The sequence below is a fragment of the Gloeobacter kilaueensis JS1 genome (genome assembly GCF_000484535.1).
Classification (GTDB): domain Bacteria; phylum Cyanobacteriota; class Cyanobacteriia; order Gloeobacterales; family Gloeobacteraceae; genus Gloeobacter; species Gloeobacter kilaueensis.
On the sequence record NC_022600.1, the window covers coordinates 2,016,146 to 2,030,796 of the forward strand.

A 14,651-nucleotide genomic window follows, 5' to 3' on the forward strand; every position below is an offset into this window, starting at 1 on the left:
CCTGTTGAACAATCAGAAACCGCTCTCGTTCAGTATAGTTTGGGACGGCTCCTGCCCAGTATCGCACCTGGAGGTGACCGTTTCGTTTGTCCTGAACGGATCGACCGGGTAGCCCACACCCACCAAGCACAGGCCCTGGGGGGGAGCGGCGTACTTGATCGCCTCACGGTTGCCGCTCTGCCAGAGTTCCGCAAAGCGCTGGACGCTCCAGCGGCCCGTAGCGACCTCGGCGAGGGCACCGACCAATAGGCGCATCATTCCATACAAAAAACTGTTGGCCCGCACGCGGACAGTGATGAGCTGCCCTGCGCGGCGGCATTCGACCTCGTCGATGCGCACCAGCGAATGGGAACGGTTGGAACCGGCGCGCCGAAAGGCGCGAAAATCGTGCTGGCCCTTGAGAGTATCGAGGGCGCTGGCCATCGCCCGCTCGTCGAGGGTGCTGTAGGGGTAGTACCAGCTGGTGGAGCGCACGAAGAGATCCGGAACGGTGCTGTTGTAGATGCAGTAGCGGTACTCGCGCCATAGCGCGCTGAAGCGGGCGTGCCAGTCCGGCGGTACCCAGGCGGCATCTTGCACAGCGATGTCCTCGGGCAGAACGGCGTTGAGCGCCCGCCGCCAGGTCTCGGGGACGAGCCGCTTTTCGGTGTCAAAGTGAACGACCTGGGCGCTGGCGTGGACGCCCGTATCGGTGCGACCGGCGGCACTGCAGCGCACGGGCTGGCGCTGGATCTTTTCGATCGCTGCTTCGAGGCACTGCTGGACGGTGCGCTGGCCGGGTTGCCACTGCCAGCCATAAAAACCGCCCCCAAGATACTGGATCCGGAGGGCGAGGCGGCGAGTGGCCTGCGCCCCTGACTCGCTCACCAAAGATCAGACCAGTTCGATAATCGCCATCTCAGCGTTGTCGCCGCGCCGGGTGACGGTGCGCAGAACGCGGGTATAGCCGCCGTTGCGGCTGCCGTAGCGCTCTTGGGCGGCAGCAAAGATCGACTGCACCAGATCAGGATCGTAAAGAAAGCCCGCTGCCCGCCGCCGGGCCGCAAGGGAACCGTCCTTGGCGAGGCTGATCATCCGGTCAGCCTCGCTGCGGACCACTCTGGCCCTGGCCAGGGTCGTGCTGATCCGGCCATGGCGCAACAGTTCAGTCGTCAGGGTGCGCACGAGGGCGTCGCGCTGATCGGCGGCGCGGTTTAACTTGGCAACGCGGCGGCGGTGTCTCATCGGTTTAGCTCCTGCCCGGTTTGTCTTTAGGAAGGCTGAGGCCCATCTTTTCTTGCAGCGCTTCGATCACTTCTTCGGCGGACTTTTGGCCAAAGTTTTTGATCTCAAGCAGATCTTCTTCGGTGTACTCGAGCAGGTCGGCCACCGTGTTGATCTGGGCGCGCTTGAGGCAGTTGTAGGCGCGCACCGACAGCTGCAATTCTTCGATGGGCACCTGGCCTACGGTGTTGCTCTGGGGCCGGGTGGGTTCGACCGGCGGCTCGAAGGTAATCTCTTGCAAGGGCCGCAGTTGATCGACGAGAATCTTGGCCGCCTGGGAGAGCGCCTCTTGAGGAGAAAGCGAGCCGCTCGTCCAGATCTCGATGGTGAGCCGGTCCTGCTCGCCGCTGCCGTTGTTGCTGACGCTCTCGACGGTCCAGTTGACCTTGCGCACCGGCATAAAGATCGCGTCGATCGACAGATAATCGATCGATGCGCCGTCTTCGCTGCCGCGCTCGATCGAGCGGTAGCCCTTGCCGCGCTCGATCTGAAATTCCATCTCGAGTTGGCCATCCTCGGCGAGGGTGGCAATGTAGTGGCGCGGGTTGACCACCTGCACCTCGGCGGGCAGTTCCAGATCCGAGGCGGTGACCCGCCTGGGACCCTGCACGGCCAACCGGCCAATCTGAATGTCGCCGGTGTAGGAGCGCAGCACCAGCTCCTTCATGTTGAGCAAAATGTCGAGCACATCCTCGCGGATGCCCTTGATCGTCGCAAATTCGTGGTTGACCCCGGTGATGCGCAGGGCGGTGACCGCCGTGCCTTCGAGGTTCGCAAGCAAAACGCGCCTGAGCGCCGTTCCCAGGGTCGTCCCCTGGCCGCGCTCGAGCGGTTCGAGGACAAATTTGCCGTACTGGCCGCTGTCGGCCTCGGTCCGTGTCTCAACGCACTCAATCGTATATTGCGCCATGCCTCTCCCCTTCGCCCTAGCGGGAGTAAAACTCAACAATCAACAGTTCCTGCACCGGTGTGTCGATGTCTTCGCGCTCAGGAAGCGCCTTGACCGTCGCACTGATCGTCTCGCGGTTGACCTCCAGCCACTTGGGCGGATGGGGCAGACTCGCCACCTCAAGGCCCGCTTTGACGAAGGCCGCCGAGCCCGGCAGCACCGCAATCTGATCGCCAGGACGCACGCGGTAGCTCGGGATCGAGACGCGGCGGCCATTGACGGCGAAGTGGCCGTGGTTGACCCACTGGCGCGCCTGGGGGCGGGAGGTGGCAAAACCCAGGCGATAGATCACGTTGTCGAGCCGACGCTCGAGCAGTTCGAGAAACTTGGCCCCGGTGTTGCCCTTGGAGCGGCCAGCATCGGAGAAGGTGCGCCGAAACTGCTTTTCGAGGATGCCGTAGGTCCAGCGCGCCTTTTGCTTTTCTTTGAGGCGGATGGCGTATTCGCTGAGCTTTTGGCGCGACTGGCCATGGACGCCGGGGCGGGTGTTGCGCCGTTCGATGGCGCACTTGGGCGAAGAGCAGCGGATGCCCTTGAGGTAGAGCTTCATGCCGACAGCACGGCAGAGTTTGCAGACAGGTCCGGTGTAGCGAGCCATGATGTTTTAGAGCAATCTCAAAAGATGGGAACTAGACGCGGCGGCGCTTGGGTGGGCGGCAACCGTTGTGGGGAATTGGGGTGACATCGCGGATGAGCGTGATCTCAAGGCCCACCGCCTGCAGCGCCCGGATAGCTGTCTCCCGGCCTGCGCCGGGACCACTGACCATCACTTCGCACTGGCGCATTCCGGAGTCAATTGCCCGGCGGCCCGCCGACTCAGCCGCCTGCTGGGCAGCGAAGGGGGTGCCCTTTTTGGCACCCTTGAAGCCGCTCGAACCGGCGGATGCCCAGGAGATTACATCGCCTGCGGTGTCGGAGATCGTGACGATCGTGTTGTTGAAAGTCGATTGAATGTGCGCGACGCCGCTCGGCACGTTGCGCCGAACTTTCTTTTTTTGCCCGCCACGGGTTGGTTTGGCCATTGCTCGATCCTGATGATGAAATTACTTCTTGGCGGAGGCTTTCTTTTTGCCCGCCACGGTCTTGCGCCCACCCCGCCGGGTACGGGCATTGGTGCGGGTGCGCTGGCCGCGCACCGGCAGACCGAGGCGATGGCGGCGACCGCGCAGGCAGCCGATGTCCATGAGGCGCTTGATGTTGATGTTTTCAAAGCGCCGCAGATCCCCTTCGACCTGGTACTTTGATTCGATCTCTTCGCGCAGGGTGTTGACCTGGGCATCGCTCAGATCGCGCACCCGAAGGTCAGGAGAGATGCCGGTGGATAAAAGAATCTGCAGAGCCCGCGCCGGGCCGATGCCGAAGATGTAGGTGAGGGCCACCTCGACCCGCTTTTCTCTGGGAATGTCTACGCCTGCAATACGCGCCATGGATCAGTACTCTTTCCTTTTTTGCCTCAGGTGCCAGTTAGCCTTGCCGCTGCTTGTGCTTGGGGTTTTCGCAGATGACCATGACCCGGCCCTTGCGGCGGATCACCCGACACTTTTCGCAGATCGGTTTGACGGACGCACGAACTTTCATAGCTGGCCGCAAATTGTGCAGATCCTAGTTTAGATAAGCGAACTGCGCTCTGTCAAGGATCAGCGTCGGCTGCGCAGCACGACGATCCAGCCGGCGATGGGTTCGCCTTTGTCGGTGCGCAGAACACTCTGCTGGGCACTGACTTCGACAAATTCTGCAAAGGCGGCGGCCTGCCTGAGATAGGACAGTGCGTGGGCGTAGCGGCCACTGGGCTGGAGGAGATAGTCCTCCTCGGGGCCCGCCTCCACCGAGAAGGCGAGCAGGCCGCCGGGTACGAGGGTGACGGCGCTCGCAACGAGCACCGGCAACAGATCGCCCAGGTACGGAAACACGTCGGCGGCCACGATCAGATCGAACGCGTCGCGGTAATGGGCCAATTGCTCGCCTATCTCGCCTGTCACCAGCTCGTCGTAGACCGCCCGCGCCCGCGCCTTTTCGATCATCCGGCTTGAAAGATCGATGCCCACCAGCCGGTGGGCGAGGGGCTTAAACAATGGACCGCACAAACCCGTGCCGCAGCCGAGATCGAGAATATTGAGCAGGTGGTTGGCGTGGGGAGCGGCGGCGCGCACCGCCTCAAGGAGTTGCCGGGGCGTGCTGTAGGCCAGATCTTCCAGCAGATGGGCGTCGAAGCGCTCGGCGTAATCGTCGAACAGGGCCGCGACGTAGCGCGGATCGGCAGCCGGTGGTACCGGCGCGCCGCCGACCGCCGCCAGATAATGGCGGGCCTCGCTGTCGGCGGGATCGAGCCGGATCGCTTCTGTATAAGCGGCGGCGGCCTGGGCAAGCTGCCCCAGATCGCGCCGGGCGTTGCCCAGCCCCCGGTGGGCTGCCGCCAGCCACGGTGCCAGTGCAAGGGCCGCTTCAAAGCTCTCGATCGCCTCGCGCACCTGACCCAGCGAGAGCTGGGCGTTGGCGAGGTTGGTCTGGGCTTCGGCCAGATCGGGTTTGAGCAAAAGCGCGGTGCGGTAGACCGCCGCCGCCTCGCTCCACTGCTGCTGCGCCTGCAGGACCAGGCCGAGGTTGTAGTACGCCTCGGCAAAATCCGGCTGCAGGGTCAGGGCGCGCTTGAAGCAGGCCGCCGCTTCGGACCGCTCGCCCTGGTCTTTGAGGGCGACGCCCAGGTTGTTGTGGGCCTCGACGTAGCCCGGATCGAGGGCGATTGCCCGGCGGCAAGAAGCCACCGCCTCGTCGAGCGCCCCCAGTTCGCGCTGGACGGCTCCCAGGTTGTTGTGGGCCTTGACGTACTCCGGTTCGATGGCGAGCACCCGCTCGTAGGCGGCGACGGCCTCCTTGAGCCTGCCCTTCTCGTGCAGGGCCGTGCCCAGGGCAAAGTGGGCGTCGGTGTAGTAGCTTCTCAGTTCGATGGCCCGCTGCAGGTGGTCGATTGCCCCGTCGAGGTTGCCCTGGGCCTGCAGGGCGAGCCCGAGGGCAAAGTGGGCCTCGACGTAGTCTGCTTGAAAATCCAGCGCCTGGCCGTAGCGGACGATCGCTTCGGCCAGGCGGCCCTGGCGGTGCAGCACCAGGCCGAGATCGAACATTTCGGCGGCCTGGGCAAGGGCGGTGGCAGGTTTGCGATCGCGGCGCGGAGGCTTGCCGAAGCCAAGGGGCATACGCGGTCAGACGGTGGGTACAGTGCCCCTATCGTACACAGCTTAGGAGACCGGCAGGACGCTCAGGCGCTTGAAGACCAGCCGCTCGTTCTCGAGATCGACGAAGATCGTGTCGCCATCGACAAAATCGCCCCGCAACAGACCCCTGGCAATCGCATTAGAAAGCTCGCTCTGGATGGCGCGCTTGAGTGGGCGCGCTCCGTAGACCGGGTCGTAGCCGATATCGACAACATAATCGAGCGCTTCGTCGGAGACCTTGAGCACGATCTTGCGATCGCCCAGGCGCTTCTCCAGCTGGGCGATCTGCAAGCGGGTGATCTCGCGCAGTTGGTCGCGGCGCAGGTTGCGGAAGATGATGATGTCATCGACGCGGTTGAGAAATTCGGGCCGGAAGTGGGCGCGCATGGCGCGCATCACCTCGTCGCGCATCTGCTCGTAGTAGGTGTCGTCGCCTCCCAGGCGCAGGATCGCCTCCGAGCCGATGTTGCTCGTCATGATGATGATCGCGTTTTTAAAATCGACCGTGCGCCCCTGGGAGTCGGTGATCCGCCCGTCGTCGAGCACCTGCAACAGCACGTTGAACACGTCGTTGTGGGCCTTTTCGATCTCATCGAAGAGCACGACAGCGTAGGGTCTGCGGCGCACCGCCTCGGTGAGCTGGCCGCCCTCGTCGTAGCCGACGTAGCCGGGAGGTGCCCCGATGAGGCGCGAGACGCTGTGCTTTTCCATGTACTCGGACATGTCGATGCGCACCATCGCGTTCTCGTCGTCGAACAGAAAAGCGGCCAGCGTCTTGGCCAGTTCGGTCTTGCCGACGCCGGTGGGCCCCAAGAAGATAAAGCTCGCGATGGGCTTGTTGGGATCGGACAGGCCCGCACGGGAGCGCTGGATCGCCTCGGCCACCACCCGCACCGCCTCGTCCTGGCCGACGACCCGCTGGTGCAGTTCGTCTTCGAGGTGCAGAAGCTTTTCGCGTTCGCTCGCTACCAGCTTGCTCACCGGAATGCCGGTCCACTTGGAGATGATTTCGGCGATGTCCTCTTCGGTCACCTCCTCGCGCAACAGCGAGCGGGCACCGGCCTGGGGCTGTTCTAAGCGCACCTCCGCCTGCTCAAGGCGCTTGAGCAACTCGGCGGCTTTGCCGTACTTGAGTTCGGCGGCCCGGTTGAGATCGTAGTCGCGCTCGGCCTGCTGGATCTGGACGTTGAGTTGATCGAGTTCTTCTTTGAGGGACTGCACCTGCTCGATGATGTCCTTTTCGGCCTGCCACTGGGCGTTGAGGGCGCGCTGCTCCTCCTGGAGGTCCGCAAGTTCTCTTTCGAGCCGTTCGAGCCGATCGCGCGAGCCGACGTCGGACTCCTTGGCGAGGGACAGCTTTTCCATCTCAAGCTGGAGGATCTTGCGATCGACCTCGTCGAGTTCTTCGGGCTTGGAGGTGATCTCCATCTTGAGCTTGGCTGCCGCCTCGTCCATCAGGTCGATCGCCTTGTCGGGCAAGAAGCGATCGCTGATGTAGCGGTGGGAGAGCACTGCCGCCGCCACCAGGGCGCTGTCGGAGATGCGCACGCCGTGGTGGACTTCGTAGCGCTCTTTGAGGCCGCGCAGAATCGAGATCGTGTCCTCTACAGAGGGCTGATCGACGAAGACCTGCTGGAAGCGCCGTTCGAGGGCGGCGTCCTTTTCGATGTACTTGCGGTACTCGTCGAGGGTGGTGGCCCCGATGCAGCGCAGCTCACCGCGCGCGAGCATCGGCTTGAGCAGGTTGCCGGCGTCCATCGCTCCCTGGGTGGCACCGGCTCCGACGACGGTGTGAATCTCGTCGATAAAAAGAATAATCTGGCCCTCGGAACTGGTCACCTCGCCCAGCACCGCCTTGAGGCGCTCCTCAAATTCGCCCCGGTACTTGGAGCCCGCGATCAGCGCTCCCATATCGAGGGCGATGAGCTTGCGTCCCTTGAGCGATTCGGGCACGTCGCCGCGCACGATGCGCTGGGCGAGTCCCTCGGCGATCGCCGTCTTGCCCACGCCGGGTTCGCCGATGAGCACGGGGTTATTCTTGGTGCGCCGCGAGAGAATCTGGATCGTGCGGCGAATCTCGTCGTCGCGGCCAATCACCGGATCGAGTTTGCCCTCGCCCGCCAGTTCTGTCAGATCCCTGCCGTACTTTTCGAGTGACTCGTAGGTGCTCTCCGGGTTCTGACTGGTCACCTTTTGGTTGCCGCGCACCTGGGCGACGGCTTCTTTGAGCTTCGCTTCGTCGATACCAAATTCGCGCAGCACCTGCTGGCCAAAGCGAACATCTTTAGCAAAAGGCAGTACCAGATGCTCGACGGAAATAAAGTCGTCGCCGTACTCCTTGCGGAAACCCTCAGCCCGATCGAGCAGCGCATCGAGGCTGCGGCCAAGATAGACGCTCTGACCGGGGTTGGTGAGCTTGGGCTGGCGCTCGATAAACTGTACGACCCGCTGGTTGAGCTTTTGCAAGTTCGCTCCGGCCTTGGTAAAGATTGTGCCGGCGAGCCCCCCGTCTTGATCGAGCAGCGCCTTAAAAAGGTGTTCGCTCTCCAGCTGCTGCTGACGGAATTCCTTGGCCACTTCGGTCGTGCGGACGATCGCATCCCACGCCTTTTCGGTGAACTGATTGGGATTGTTGGGCTGCATAAAACTCTGGCCTTGCTGCTGTGTAGATGGGCAGGTCTAGGGTCATTGTAGGCACTCAGCCTACCTGAGAGCAGCCGGTTTTCCGAATCAAAAGGTAGGTATTGCCGACCGGGCAGAGTCCCCGGTGTATCCTGAAAATTGAGGTATCGAAATGTTGCGACCATGACGAGCTGCCTGATCGTGCGCCGCTCCCGTTTCAGCGCCGCTCATCGCTACTGGCTGGAGGAACTGAGCGCCGAGGAGAACCGGCGGCGCTTCGGTGCCGCCGCCAACATCCACGGCCACAACTACACGATATTGGTCTCGATGAACGGGCCGGTGGACCGCTTCGGCATGGTGCTCAATTTGAGCGAAGTCAAGCAGATTATCCGCCGCGAGGTCTCAGGCCAGCTCGACAGCCAGCTGCTAAACGAGACCTGGGAGGAGTTTGTCCGGACACTGCCCACCACCGAGCACATGGCGCGGGTCATCTTCGAGCGCCTGCGTCCCCATCTGCCGGTGGTGCGGGTGCAGCTATTTGAATCGGAAGATCTCTGGGCCGAGTATCAAGGAGAAGCCATGCAAGCGTATCTGACGATCGCCGATCACTTTGCGGCTGCCCACCGGCTTGCCCTCGACGAACTGTCGCTTGAAGAAAACACCGAAATCTACGGACTGTGCGCCCGCACCCACGGCCACGGCCACAACTACCACGTCGAGATCACCGTCAAGGGCGAGGTGGACGAGCGCACCGGGATGCTGGTGGACCTGGTGGCATTGCAGCGCCTGCTTAAAGACAAGGTGCTTTTGCCCTTCGATCACACCTTCTTGAACAAGGACGTGCCCTACTTTGCCCAGGTGGTGCCGACGGCTGAAAATATCGCCCTGCACATTCGCGACCTGCTCGAAGAACCCGTGCGCGCCCTCGGAGCCCGCCTGCACAAAGTCCGCCTCATCGAAAGCCCCAACAACTCCGTCGAGGTCTACACCGAGAGCTTTGCGCCGATCGCCTGACATTACAGGCGGTACTGCAGGCGGCGGATGGCCAGGCCCAGCAGGCTCAAAGGCAGGGCAAGGGCAAGCAGCGCCGCGTAATAGATAAAAAAGTAATTGCCGAGGTTCGCCGTCAGATTCAGGTGGCTCATCGCTTTTTCCTCCCGTTCGATACTGGCAGCCTAAAATGGCTGCGCTCGATAGATGGCGGCTGTTAGACCAGTTTTTGCACCGGCACAGGCGGCGGGCTTGCCCAAAATAGGACTAAAATGGTCTTATATGAAGGCAGGTAACAAGCCATGCTCCGCATGACCCGGCAATCGGACTACGGCATCGTGCTCATCAGCTATCTGGCCGCTCGCCCTGAGCGCAGTTTTGGGGCGGCGGAGCTGGCGGCCCAGACCGCGTTGCCGGTGCCGATCGTGCGCAAGATCTTGAAGCTTCTGGCTAAAGGCGCGCTTCTGGTCTCCCATCGGGGCATCAAGGGCGGCTACAGCCTTGCCCGGCCCGCGAGTGCAATCTCGGTGGCCGATATTCTCACAGCCCTCGAAGGGCCGATTGCCCTGACCGAGTGCATCGAAGAAGCCCCCGGCGGCTGCAGCCACGAGGCGCTCTGCCCTTTGCGGCCCAAGTGGCAGCGCATCAACGCCGTCGTCCACCACGCCCTCTCTTCGATCAACCTCAGCCAGCTCATCGCCCCCTGGCCCCACGAGTACCTGAACCTGTCCAGGCCCACTGCCGCCCTCAGCACTGTCCAGTCTCCCCTACGCTAAAAGTTCAACGGAGCTACGATGTCAACACCCACGCAGGCCATCGAAACCCTGGCCAACAAAGAATACCAGTTCGGTTTTGTCACCGATGTCGAGCAGGAAACGGTGCCGCCGGGGTTGTCGGAGGAAGTGATCCGACTGATCTCAGCCAAAAAGCAGGAACCGGAATTTTTATTGGAATGGCGGCTTAAAGCCTATCGCCACTGGCTGACGATGGAGCGGCCCGAGTGGGCGAACGTCCACTACCCGCCCATCGACTATCAAAGTATCGTCTACTACGCCGCTCCCAAGTCTAAGACCGACGGCCCCAAAAGCCTCGACGAGGTGGACCCGGAGATTCTCAAGACCTACGAGAAGCTGGGTATTCCTCTGCAGGAGCGGGCGGCCCTGGCGGGTGTTGCGGTCGATGCGGTCTTTGACAGCGTCTCGGTGGCGACGACCTTCAAAGACAAGCTTGCGGCGATGGGCATTATCTTCTGCTCGTTCTCCGAGGCGGTGCGCGAACATCCCGAACTGGTGCGCCGCTACCTGGGTTCGGTGGTACCGATCACCGATAACTTTTATGCCGCCCTCAACTCGGCAGTCTTTACCGACGGCTCGTTCGTGTTCGTGCCGAAGGGGGTGCGCTGCCCGATGGAGCTATCGACCTACTTTCGGATCAACGCCAAAAACTCCGGCCAGTTCGAGCGGACCTTGATCGTCGCCGAGGCCGGCAGCTACGTGAGCTATCTCGAAGGCTGCACCGCACCGATGCGCGACGAGAACCAGCTGCACGCGGCGGTGGTAGAACTGGTCGCCCTCGACGATGCGACGATCAAGTACTCGACGGTTCAAAACTGGTATCCGGGCGACAAGGAGGGCAAAGGCGGCATCTACAACTTCGTCACCAAGCGGGGCCGCTGCGAGGGCCGCAACTCCAAGATCTCCTGGACCCAGGTGGAGACCGGTTCGGCGATCACCTGGAAGTACCCGAGCTGTGTGCTCAAGGGCGAGAACTCGGTGGGCGAATTTTATTCGGTGGCCCTCACCAACAACTACCAGCAGGCCGACACCGGCACCAAGATGATCCATATCGGCAAGAACACCCGAAGCACGATCGTCTCGAAGGGCATCTCGGCGGGCCACGGCCAGAACACCTACCGGGGGGCGGTCAAGATTTTGAGCGGTGCTGGGGGGGCGCGCAACTACTCGCAGTGCGATTCGCTTTTAATCGGCGAGGACTGCGGCGCGCACACGTTCCCCTATATCGACGTGCAAAATCCGACGGCGCGCATGGAGCACGAGGCGACCACCGCCAAGATTGGTGAGGACCAGATTTTTTATCTGAACCAGCGGGGCATCTCCACCGAGGACGCAGTCTCGATGATCGTCAACGGTTTTTGCAAGGAGGTCTTCCGCGAATTGCCGATGGAGTTTGCTGTCGAAGCCCAGAAGCTTTTGTCGGTGAGCTTAGAAGGCAGCGTCGGTTAGCTTGAGCAAGCGAGCAAGAGAGAGAAGATGAGCAAGTTGTTAGAAATCGAGGGCCTGCAGGCGCGGGTCGAGGACAAGGCGATCTTGAGAGGCATCGACCTTGCCGTTGGGCCGGGGGAAGTGCATGCGATTATGGGGCCGAACGGGTCCGGCAAGAGCACCCTCGCCAGTGTCCTGGTCGGGCGCGAGGAGTACGAGGTTCTGGGCGGCCAAATCCGCTTCGACAGCCAGGATCTGCTGGCCCTCGCACCGGAGGAGCGGGCGCGGGCAGGGTTGTTCCTCGCCTTTCAGTATCCGGTCGAGATCCCTGGGGTGAGCAACGTCTATTTTCTCAAGGCCGCCCTCAACGCCGTGCGCCAGCAGCGGGGACTGCCGGAACTGGACGCGGTCGATTTTTTGAGCGTCGTGCGCGAGAAGCTCAAGACCGTCCAGATGGACGAGAGTTTTTTGCGCCGCTCGGTGAACGAGGGCTTCTCCGGGGGCGAAAAAAAGCGCAACGAAGTGCTGCAGATGGCGCTTTTGGAGCCAAAGCTCGCCATCCTCGACGAGACCGACTCGGGCCTCGACATCGATGCGCTGCGCATCGTCGCCGACGGCGTCAATAGCCTGCGCGCACCGGATCGCTCCTTCGTTGTGATTACCCACTACCAGCGCCTGCTCAACTACATCGTGCCCGACTTTGTGCATGTGCTTATCGGCGGGCGGATTGTCCGCTCCGGCGGGCGCGAACTGGCGCTCGAACTGGAAGAAAAAGGCTACGGCTGGCTCGAAGAGCAGGCTGCTGCCCCTGTCTAGAGGAATCGCATGTCGCAGCTGACGATCGAAAAGAACACGTTTTTGACCGACTTTGCCGACTTTGCCGCTGGCCGGACCGACGAGCCGCCCTTCGTCGCCTCGCTGCGCAGCGAGGCGCTCTCGCAATTTGCCACCGCCGGTCTGCCGCACCGCCGCCTCGAAAAGTGGCGGCAACTGGATCTCTCGGGCTTTCGCAGTCACGAATTTGCCCTCATCGAAAAGCCGCCTGCGGTACTGGCCCATGCCATTGCGCCGCTGCGCCTCGCAGGAGCGCAGGAGCTGGTGTTTGTCGATGGCCACTTCGTACCCGAACTGTCCGAGGCCGGGAGTGTGGCGGGGGTGCAGGCGGGCAGTCTGGCGGTTGCGGCGCGCCAACAGCCGACCCCCCTAGGCCGCGACGTCGATTTGAGCGAGCCCTTCGCCGCCCTCAACACGATCTACTGGCAGGACGGCGCGTTTGTTCAGTTGCAGCCCGGCGCAGTTGCCCAGCGGCCCCTGCACCTGTTGTGCGTAGCCACCGGCGGCGAGCAACCGACGGCGAGCTACCCGCGCCACCTGATCGCCCTCGGGGCCAACAGCGAGGCGACGGTGATCGAGACCTATACGAGCCTGGGTGCGGGCGTTCACTTTAGCTGCCCCCTGAGCGAGGTCGGGCTGGCCGCCAACGCCCGGCTCAACCACCACCGCTTCGTCCGGCAGAACCCGGCTGCCTACCACCTGGCCACCAGCCACCTGCACCTCGGGCGCGACAGCCGCATCAACGCCCTCGCCGCCTGCCTGGGGGGCAGTCTGACCCGCCACGATCTCCACGTCGATCTGGCCGCCCCCGGCAGCGAGGCCAACCTGCAGGGCCTTTATCTGGCCGCCGACACCCAGCAGGTCGATAATCACCTCTGGGTCCGCCACAGCGCTCCCCATACCAGGAGCCGCCAGAGCTACCGGGGCATCCTGGCAGGCAGGGCGCAGGCGGTCTTTAACGGCAACATCCACGTCGAAGCCGCCGCCGCCAAAACCGATGCCCGCCAGAGCAACCGCAACCTGCTCCTCTCGGATACGGCCCTCGTCCACACCAATCCCCAGCTTGAGATCTACGCCGGCGACGTGCGCTGCACCCACGGTTCGACCGTCGGCCAGCTCGACGAGGAAGCGCTCTTTTATCTGCGCTCGCGCGGTCTGGACGCAGCCTCGGCCAGAAACCTGCTCACCTACGCCTTTGCCAGCGACCTCATCGATGCGGTCGAGCCCGCGATTCTGCGCCCACAACTGGAGCAGGCGCTGTTCGACTGGCTCAGCTTAAACGTCGGCTTTCGCGGAGAAACACGATGACGCTCACCGCTTCGACCTCCACCACCCGCCTCACCCCCGCCGCCGTTGCCCAACTGCGCGCGGACTTTCCGATTCTGGGCGAGTCCGTCCACGGCAAACCGCTCGTCTACCTCGATAACGCCGCTTCGACCCAGAAGCCCCAGGCGGTGATCGACGCGATTAGCCGGCTCTACACGAGCTACTACGCCAATATCCATAGAGGCGTCCACCAACTCAGCCAGCTTTCGACGGCGGCCCACGACGAGGCGCGCCGCAAGGTGCAGCGCTTTATCAACGCCAGAAGCGACAAAGAAATCATCTTCGTGCGCGGCTGCACCGAGGCGATCAATCTGGTCGCCCAGACCTTTGGTCGGCAAAATATCGGCCCCGGCGACGAAATACTGATCACAGCGATGGAGCACCACTCCAACATCGTCCCCTGGCAGATGCTCTGCCAGGAAAAGGGGGCCGTCCTCAAAGTCGCGCCGATTAGCGATCAAGGCGAACTGCTCGTAGACGCATACGAAAAGCTCCTGGGCGAGCGCACGAAGCTGGTCGCCCTCGTGCATCTTTCTAATGCTCTGGGCACGATCAACCCGGTGCGGCAACTCGTCGAGCTGGCCCACGCCCGATCGATCCCGGTGTTGCTCGACGGAGCCCAGGCCGTCTCCCACATTCCCGTCGATGTCCAGGCGCTCGACTGCGACTTTTATACTTTCTCGGGCCACAAGCTCTACGGCCCCACCGGCATCGGTGTGCTCTACGGCAAAGAAGAACGGCTGGAGGCGATGCCCCCCTGGCAGGGCGGCGGCGATATGATCCGCTCCGTCAGCTTTGAGAAGACGACCTTCAGTGGCATCCCTTTTAAGTTCGAGGCGGGCACCCCGGATATCTGCGGCGCGATTGCCCTGGGCGTCGCCATCGATTACGTGCAGCAGGTGGGCCTCGCGGCGATTGCCGACTATGAGGCGGAGCTTTTAAGCTACGCCACCGAGCAGATCCAGGCGGTGCCGGGGGTGCGCTTGATTGGCACCGCCCGCGAGAAGGCGAGTGTGCTCTCTTTTGTGATCGATGGCGTCCATCCCCACGACATCGGCACGATCCTCGATCAACAGGGCGTGGCGATCCGGGCGGGCCACCACTGTGCCCAGCCGGTGATGCAGCGCCTCAAGCTTCCCGCCACCGCCCGCGCCTCCTTTGCCTTCTACAACACCCGCGCCGAGGTGGACGCCCTGGTGGCGGCGGTCTACACAGTTCAGGAGATGTTTGGTTGAT

16 protein-coding genes are annotated in these 14,651 nt (G+C 62.7%); 6 read left to right on the plus strand and 10 right to left on the minus strand.

Features of this window, described 5'->3' with window-relative positions:
• Positions 1–12: 12 nt before the first annotated feature.
• Genes truA through clpB form a run of 9 tightly spaced genes read right to left on the minus strand, consistent with a single transcriptional unit; the run spans position 13 to position 8,064 of the window.
• Positions 13–867 (minus strand): tRNA pseudouridine(38-40) synthase TruA, encoded by an 855-nt coding sequence (gene truA / locus GKIL_RS09320; protein WP_023173289.1) that lies wholly within the window; start codon positions 865–867, stop codon positions 13–15.
• A 6-nt stretch (positions 868–873) separates the two neighbouring features.
• The gene (gene rplQ / locus GKIL_RS09325) at positions 874–1,224 is read right to left on the minus strand and encodes a 50S ribosomal protein L17 (RefSeq protein WP_023173290.1); all 351 of its coding nucleotides are present in this window, start codon (positions 1,222–1,224) and stop codon (positions 874–876) included.
• Positions 1,225–1,228: 4 nt separating this feature from the next.
• Positions 1,229–2,173 carry a DNA-directed RNA polymerase subunit alpha gene (locus GKIL_RS09330; protein ID WP_023173291.1) on the minus strand — a complete coding sequence of 315 codons (945 nt, stop codon included), beginning with the start codon at positions 2,171–2,173 and terminating at the stop codon, positions 1,229–1,231.
• Positions 2,174–2,189: 16 nt separating this feature from the next.
• Positions 2,190–2,810, minus strand: a complete 621-nt coding sequence (gene rpsD / locus GKIL_RS09335) for a 30S ribosomal protein S4 (protein WP_023173292.1) — start codon at positions 2,808–2,810, stop codon at positions 2,190–2,192.
• Between the two features lie 31 nt (positions 2,811–2,841).
• Entirely contained in the window at positions 2,842–3,234 is a 393-nt protein-coding gene (gene rpsK, locus GKIL_RS24155) for a 30S ribosomal protein S11 (protein WP_023173293.1), read from the minus strand.
• A gap of 21 nt (positions 3,235–3,255) precedes the next feature.
• Positions 3,256–3,639 carry a 30S ribosomal protein S13 gene (gene rpsM / locus GKIL_RS24160; protein WP_023173294.1) on the minus strand — a complete coding sequence of 128 codons (384 nt, stop codon included), beginning with the start codon at positions 3,637–3,639 and terminating at the stop codon, positions 3,256–3,258.
• A gap of 37 nt (positions 3,640–3,676) precedes the next feature.
• Positions 3,677–3,790, minus strand: coding sequence for a 50S ribosomal protein L36 (rpmJ, locus tag GKIL_RS23565; protein WP_011143564.1), 114 nt, complete (start codon positions 3,788–3,790; stop codon positions 3,677–3,679).
• Positions 3,791–3,849: 59 nt separating this feature from the next.
• A complete protein-coding gene (locus tag GKIL_RS09355) occupies positions 3,850–5,403 on the minus strand; it encodes a tetratricopeptide repeat protein (protein WP_023173295.1) in 1,554 nt (517 codons plus the stop codon).
• A gap of 42 nt (positions 5,404–5,445) precedes the next feature.
• Positions 5,446–8,064, minus strand: a complete 2,619-nt coding sequence (gene clpB / locus GKIL_RS09360) for an ATP-dependent chaperone ClpB (protein ID WP_023173296.1) — start codon at positions 8,062–8,064, stop codon at positions 5,446–5,448.
• A gap of 162 nt (positions 8,065–8,226) precedes the next feature.
• On the opposite strand from clpB, the gene GKIL_RS09365 reads away from it, so the two are divergent.
• The gene (locus GKIL_RS09365; protein WP_023173297.1) at positions 8,227–9,057 is read left to right on the plus strand and encodes a 6-carboxytetrahydropterin synthase; all 831 of its coding nucleotides are present in this window, start codon (positions 8,227–8,229) and stop codon (positions 9,055–9,057) included.
• A gap of 2 nt (positions 9,058–9,059) precedes the next feature.
• On the opposite strand, the gene GKIL_RS25725 is transcribed toward GKIL_RS09365, so the two are convergent.
• Entirely contained in the window at positions 9,060–9,188 is a 129-nt protein-coding gene (locus GKIL_RS25725; RefSeq protein ID WP_023173298.1) for a hypothetical protein, read from the minus strand.
• Between the two features lie 147 nt (positions 9,189–9,335).
• Between GKIL_RS25725 and GKIL_RS09370 the strand changes: the two genes are divergently transcribed.
• From GKIL_RS09370 to GKIL_RS09390, 5 genes are read left to right on the plus strand one after another with little or no spacing between them, the layout of a single operon-like run.
• Positions 9,336–9,809 carry an SUF system Fe-S cluster assembly regulator gene (locus GKIL_RS09370; RefSeq protein WP_023173299.1) on the plus strand — a complete coding sequence of 158 codons (474 nt, stop codon included), beginning with the start codon at positions 9,336–9,338 and terminating at the stop codon, positions 9,807–9,809.
• An 18-nt stretch (positions 9,810–9,827) separates the two neighbouring features.
• Positions 9,828–11,276 carry a Fe-S cluster assembly protein SufB gene (gene sufB / locus GKIL_RS09375; protein ID WP_023173300.1) on the plus strand — a complete coding sequence of 483 codons (1,449 nt, stop codon included), beginning with the start codon at positions 9,828–9,830 and terminating at the stop codon, positions 11,274–11,276.
• A gap of 36 nt (positions 11,277–11,312) precedes the next feature.
• Positions 11,313–12,071, plus strand: coding sequence for a Fe-S cluster assembly ATPase SufC (sufC, locus tag GKIL_RS09380; protein WP_041244590.1), 759 nt, complete (start codon positions 11,313–11,315; stop codon positions 12,069–12,071).
• Between the two features lie 9 nt (positions 12,072–12,080).
• Positions 12,081–13,397 (plus strand): Fe-S cluster assembly protein SufD, encoded by a 1,317-nt coding sequence (gene sufD, locus GKIL_RS09385; protein WP_023173302.1) that lies wholly within the window; start codon positions 12,081–12,083, stop codon positions 13,395–13,397.
• Positions 13,394–14,650, plus strand: a complete 1,257-nt coding sequence (locus tag GKIL_RS09390; protein ID WP_023173303.1) for a cysteine desulfurase — start codon at positions 13,394–13,396, stop codon at positions 14,648–14,650. The genes sufD and GKIL_RS09390 overlap by 4 nt, the downstream gene beginning before the upstream one ends.
• Position 14,651: the final 1 nt, after the last annotated feature.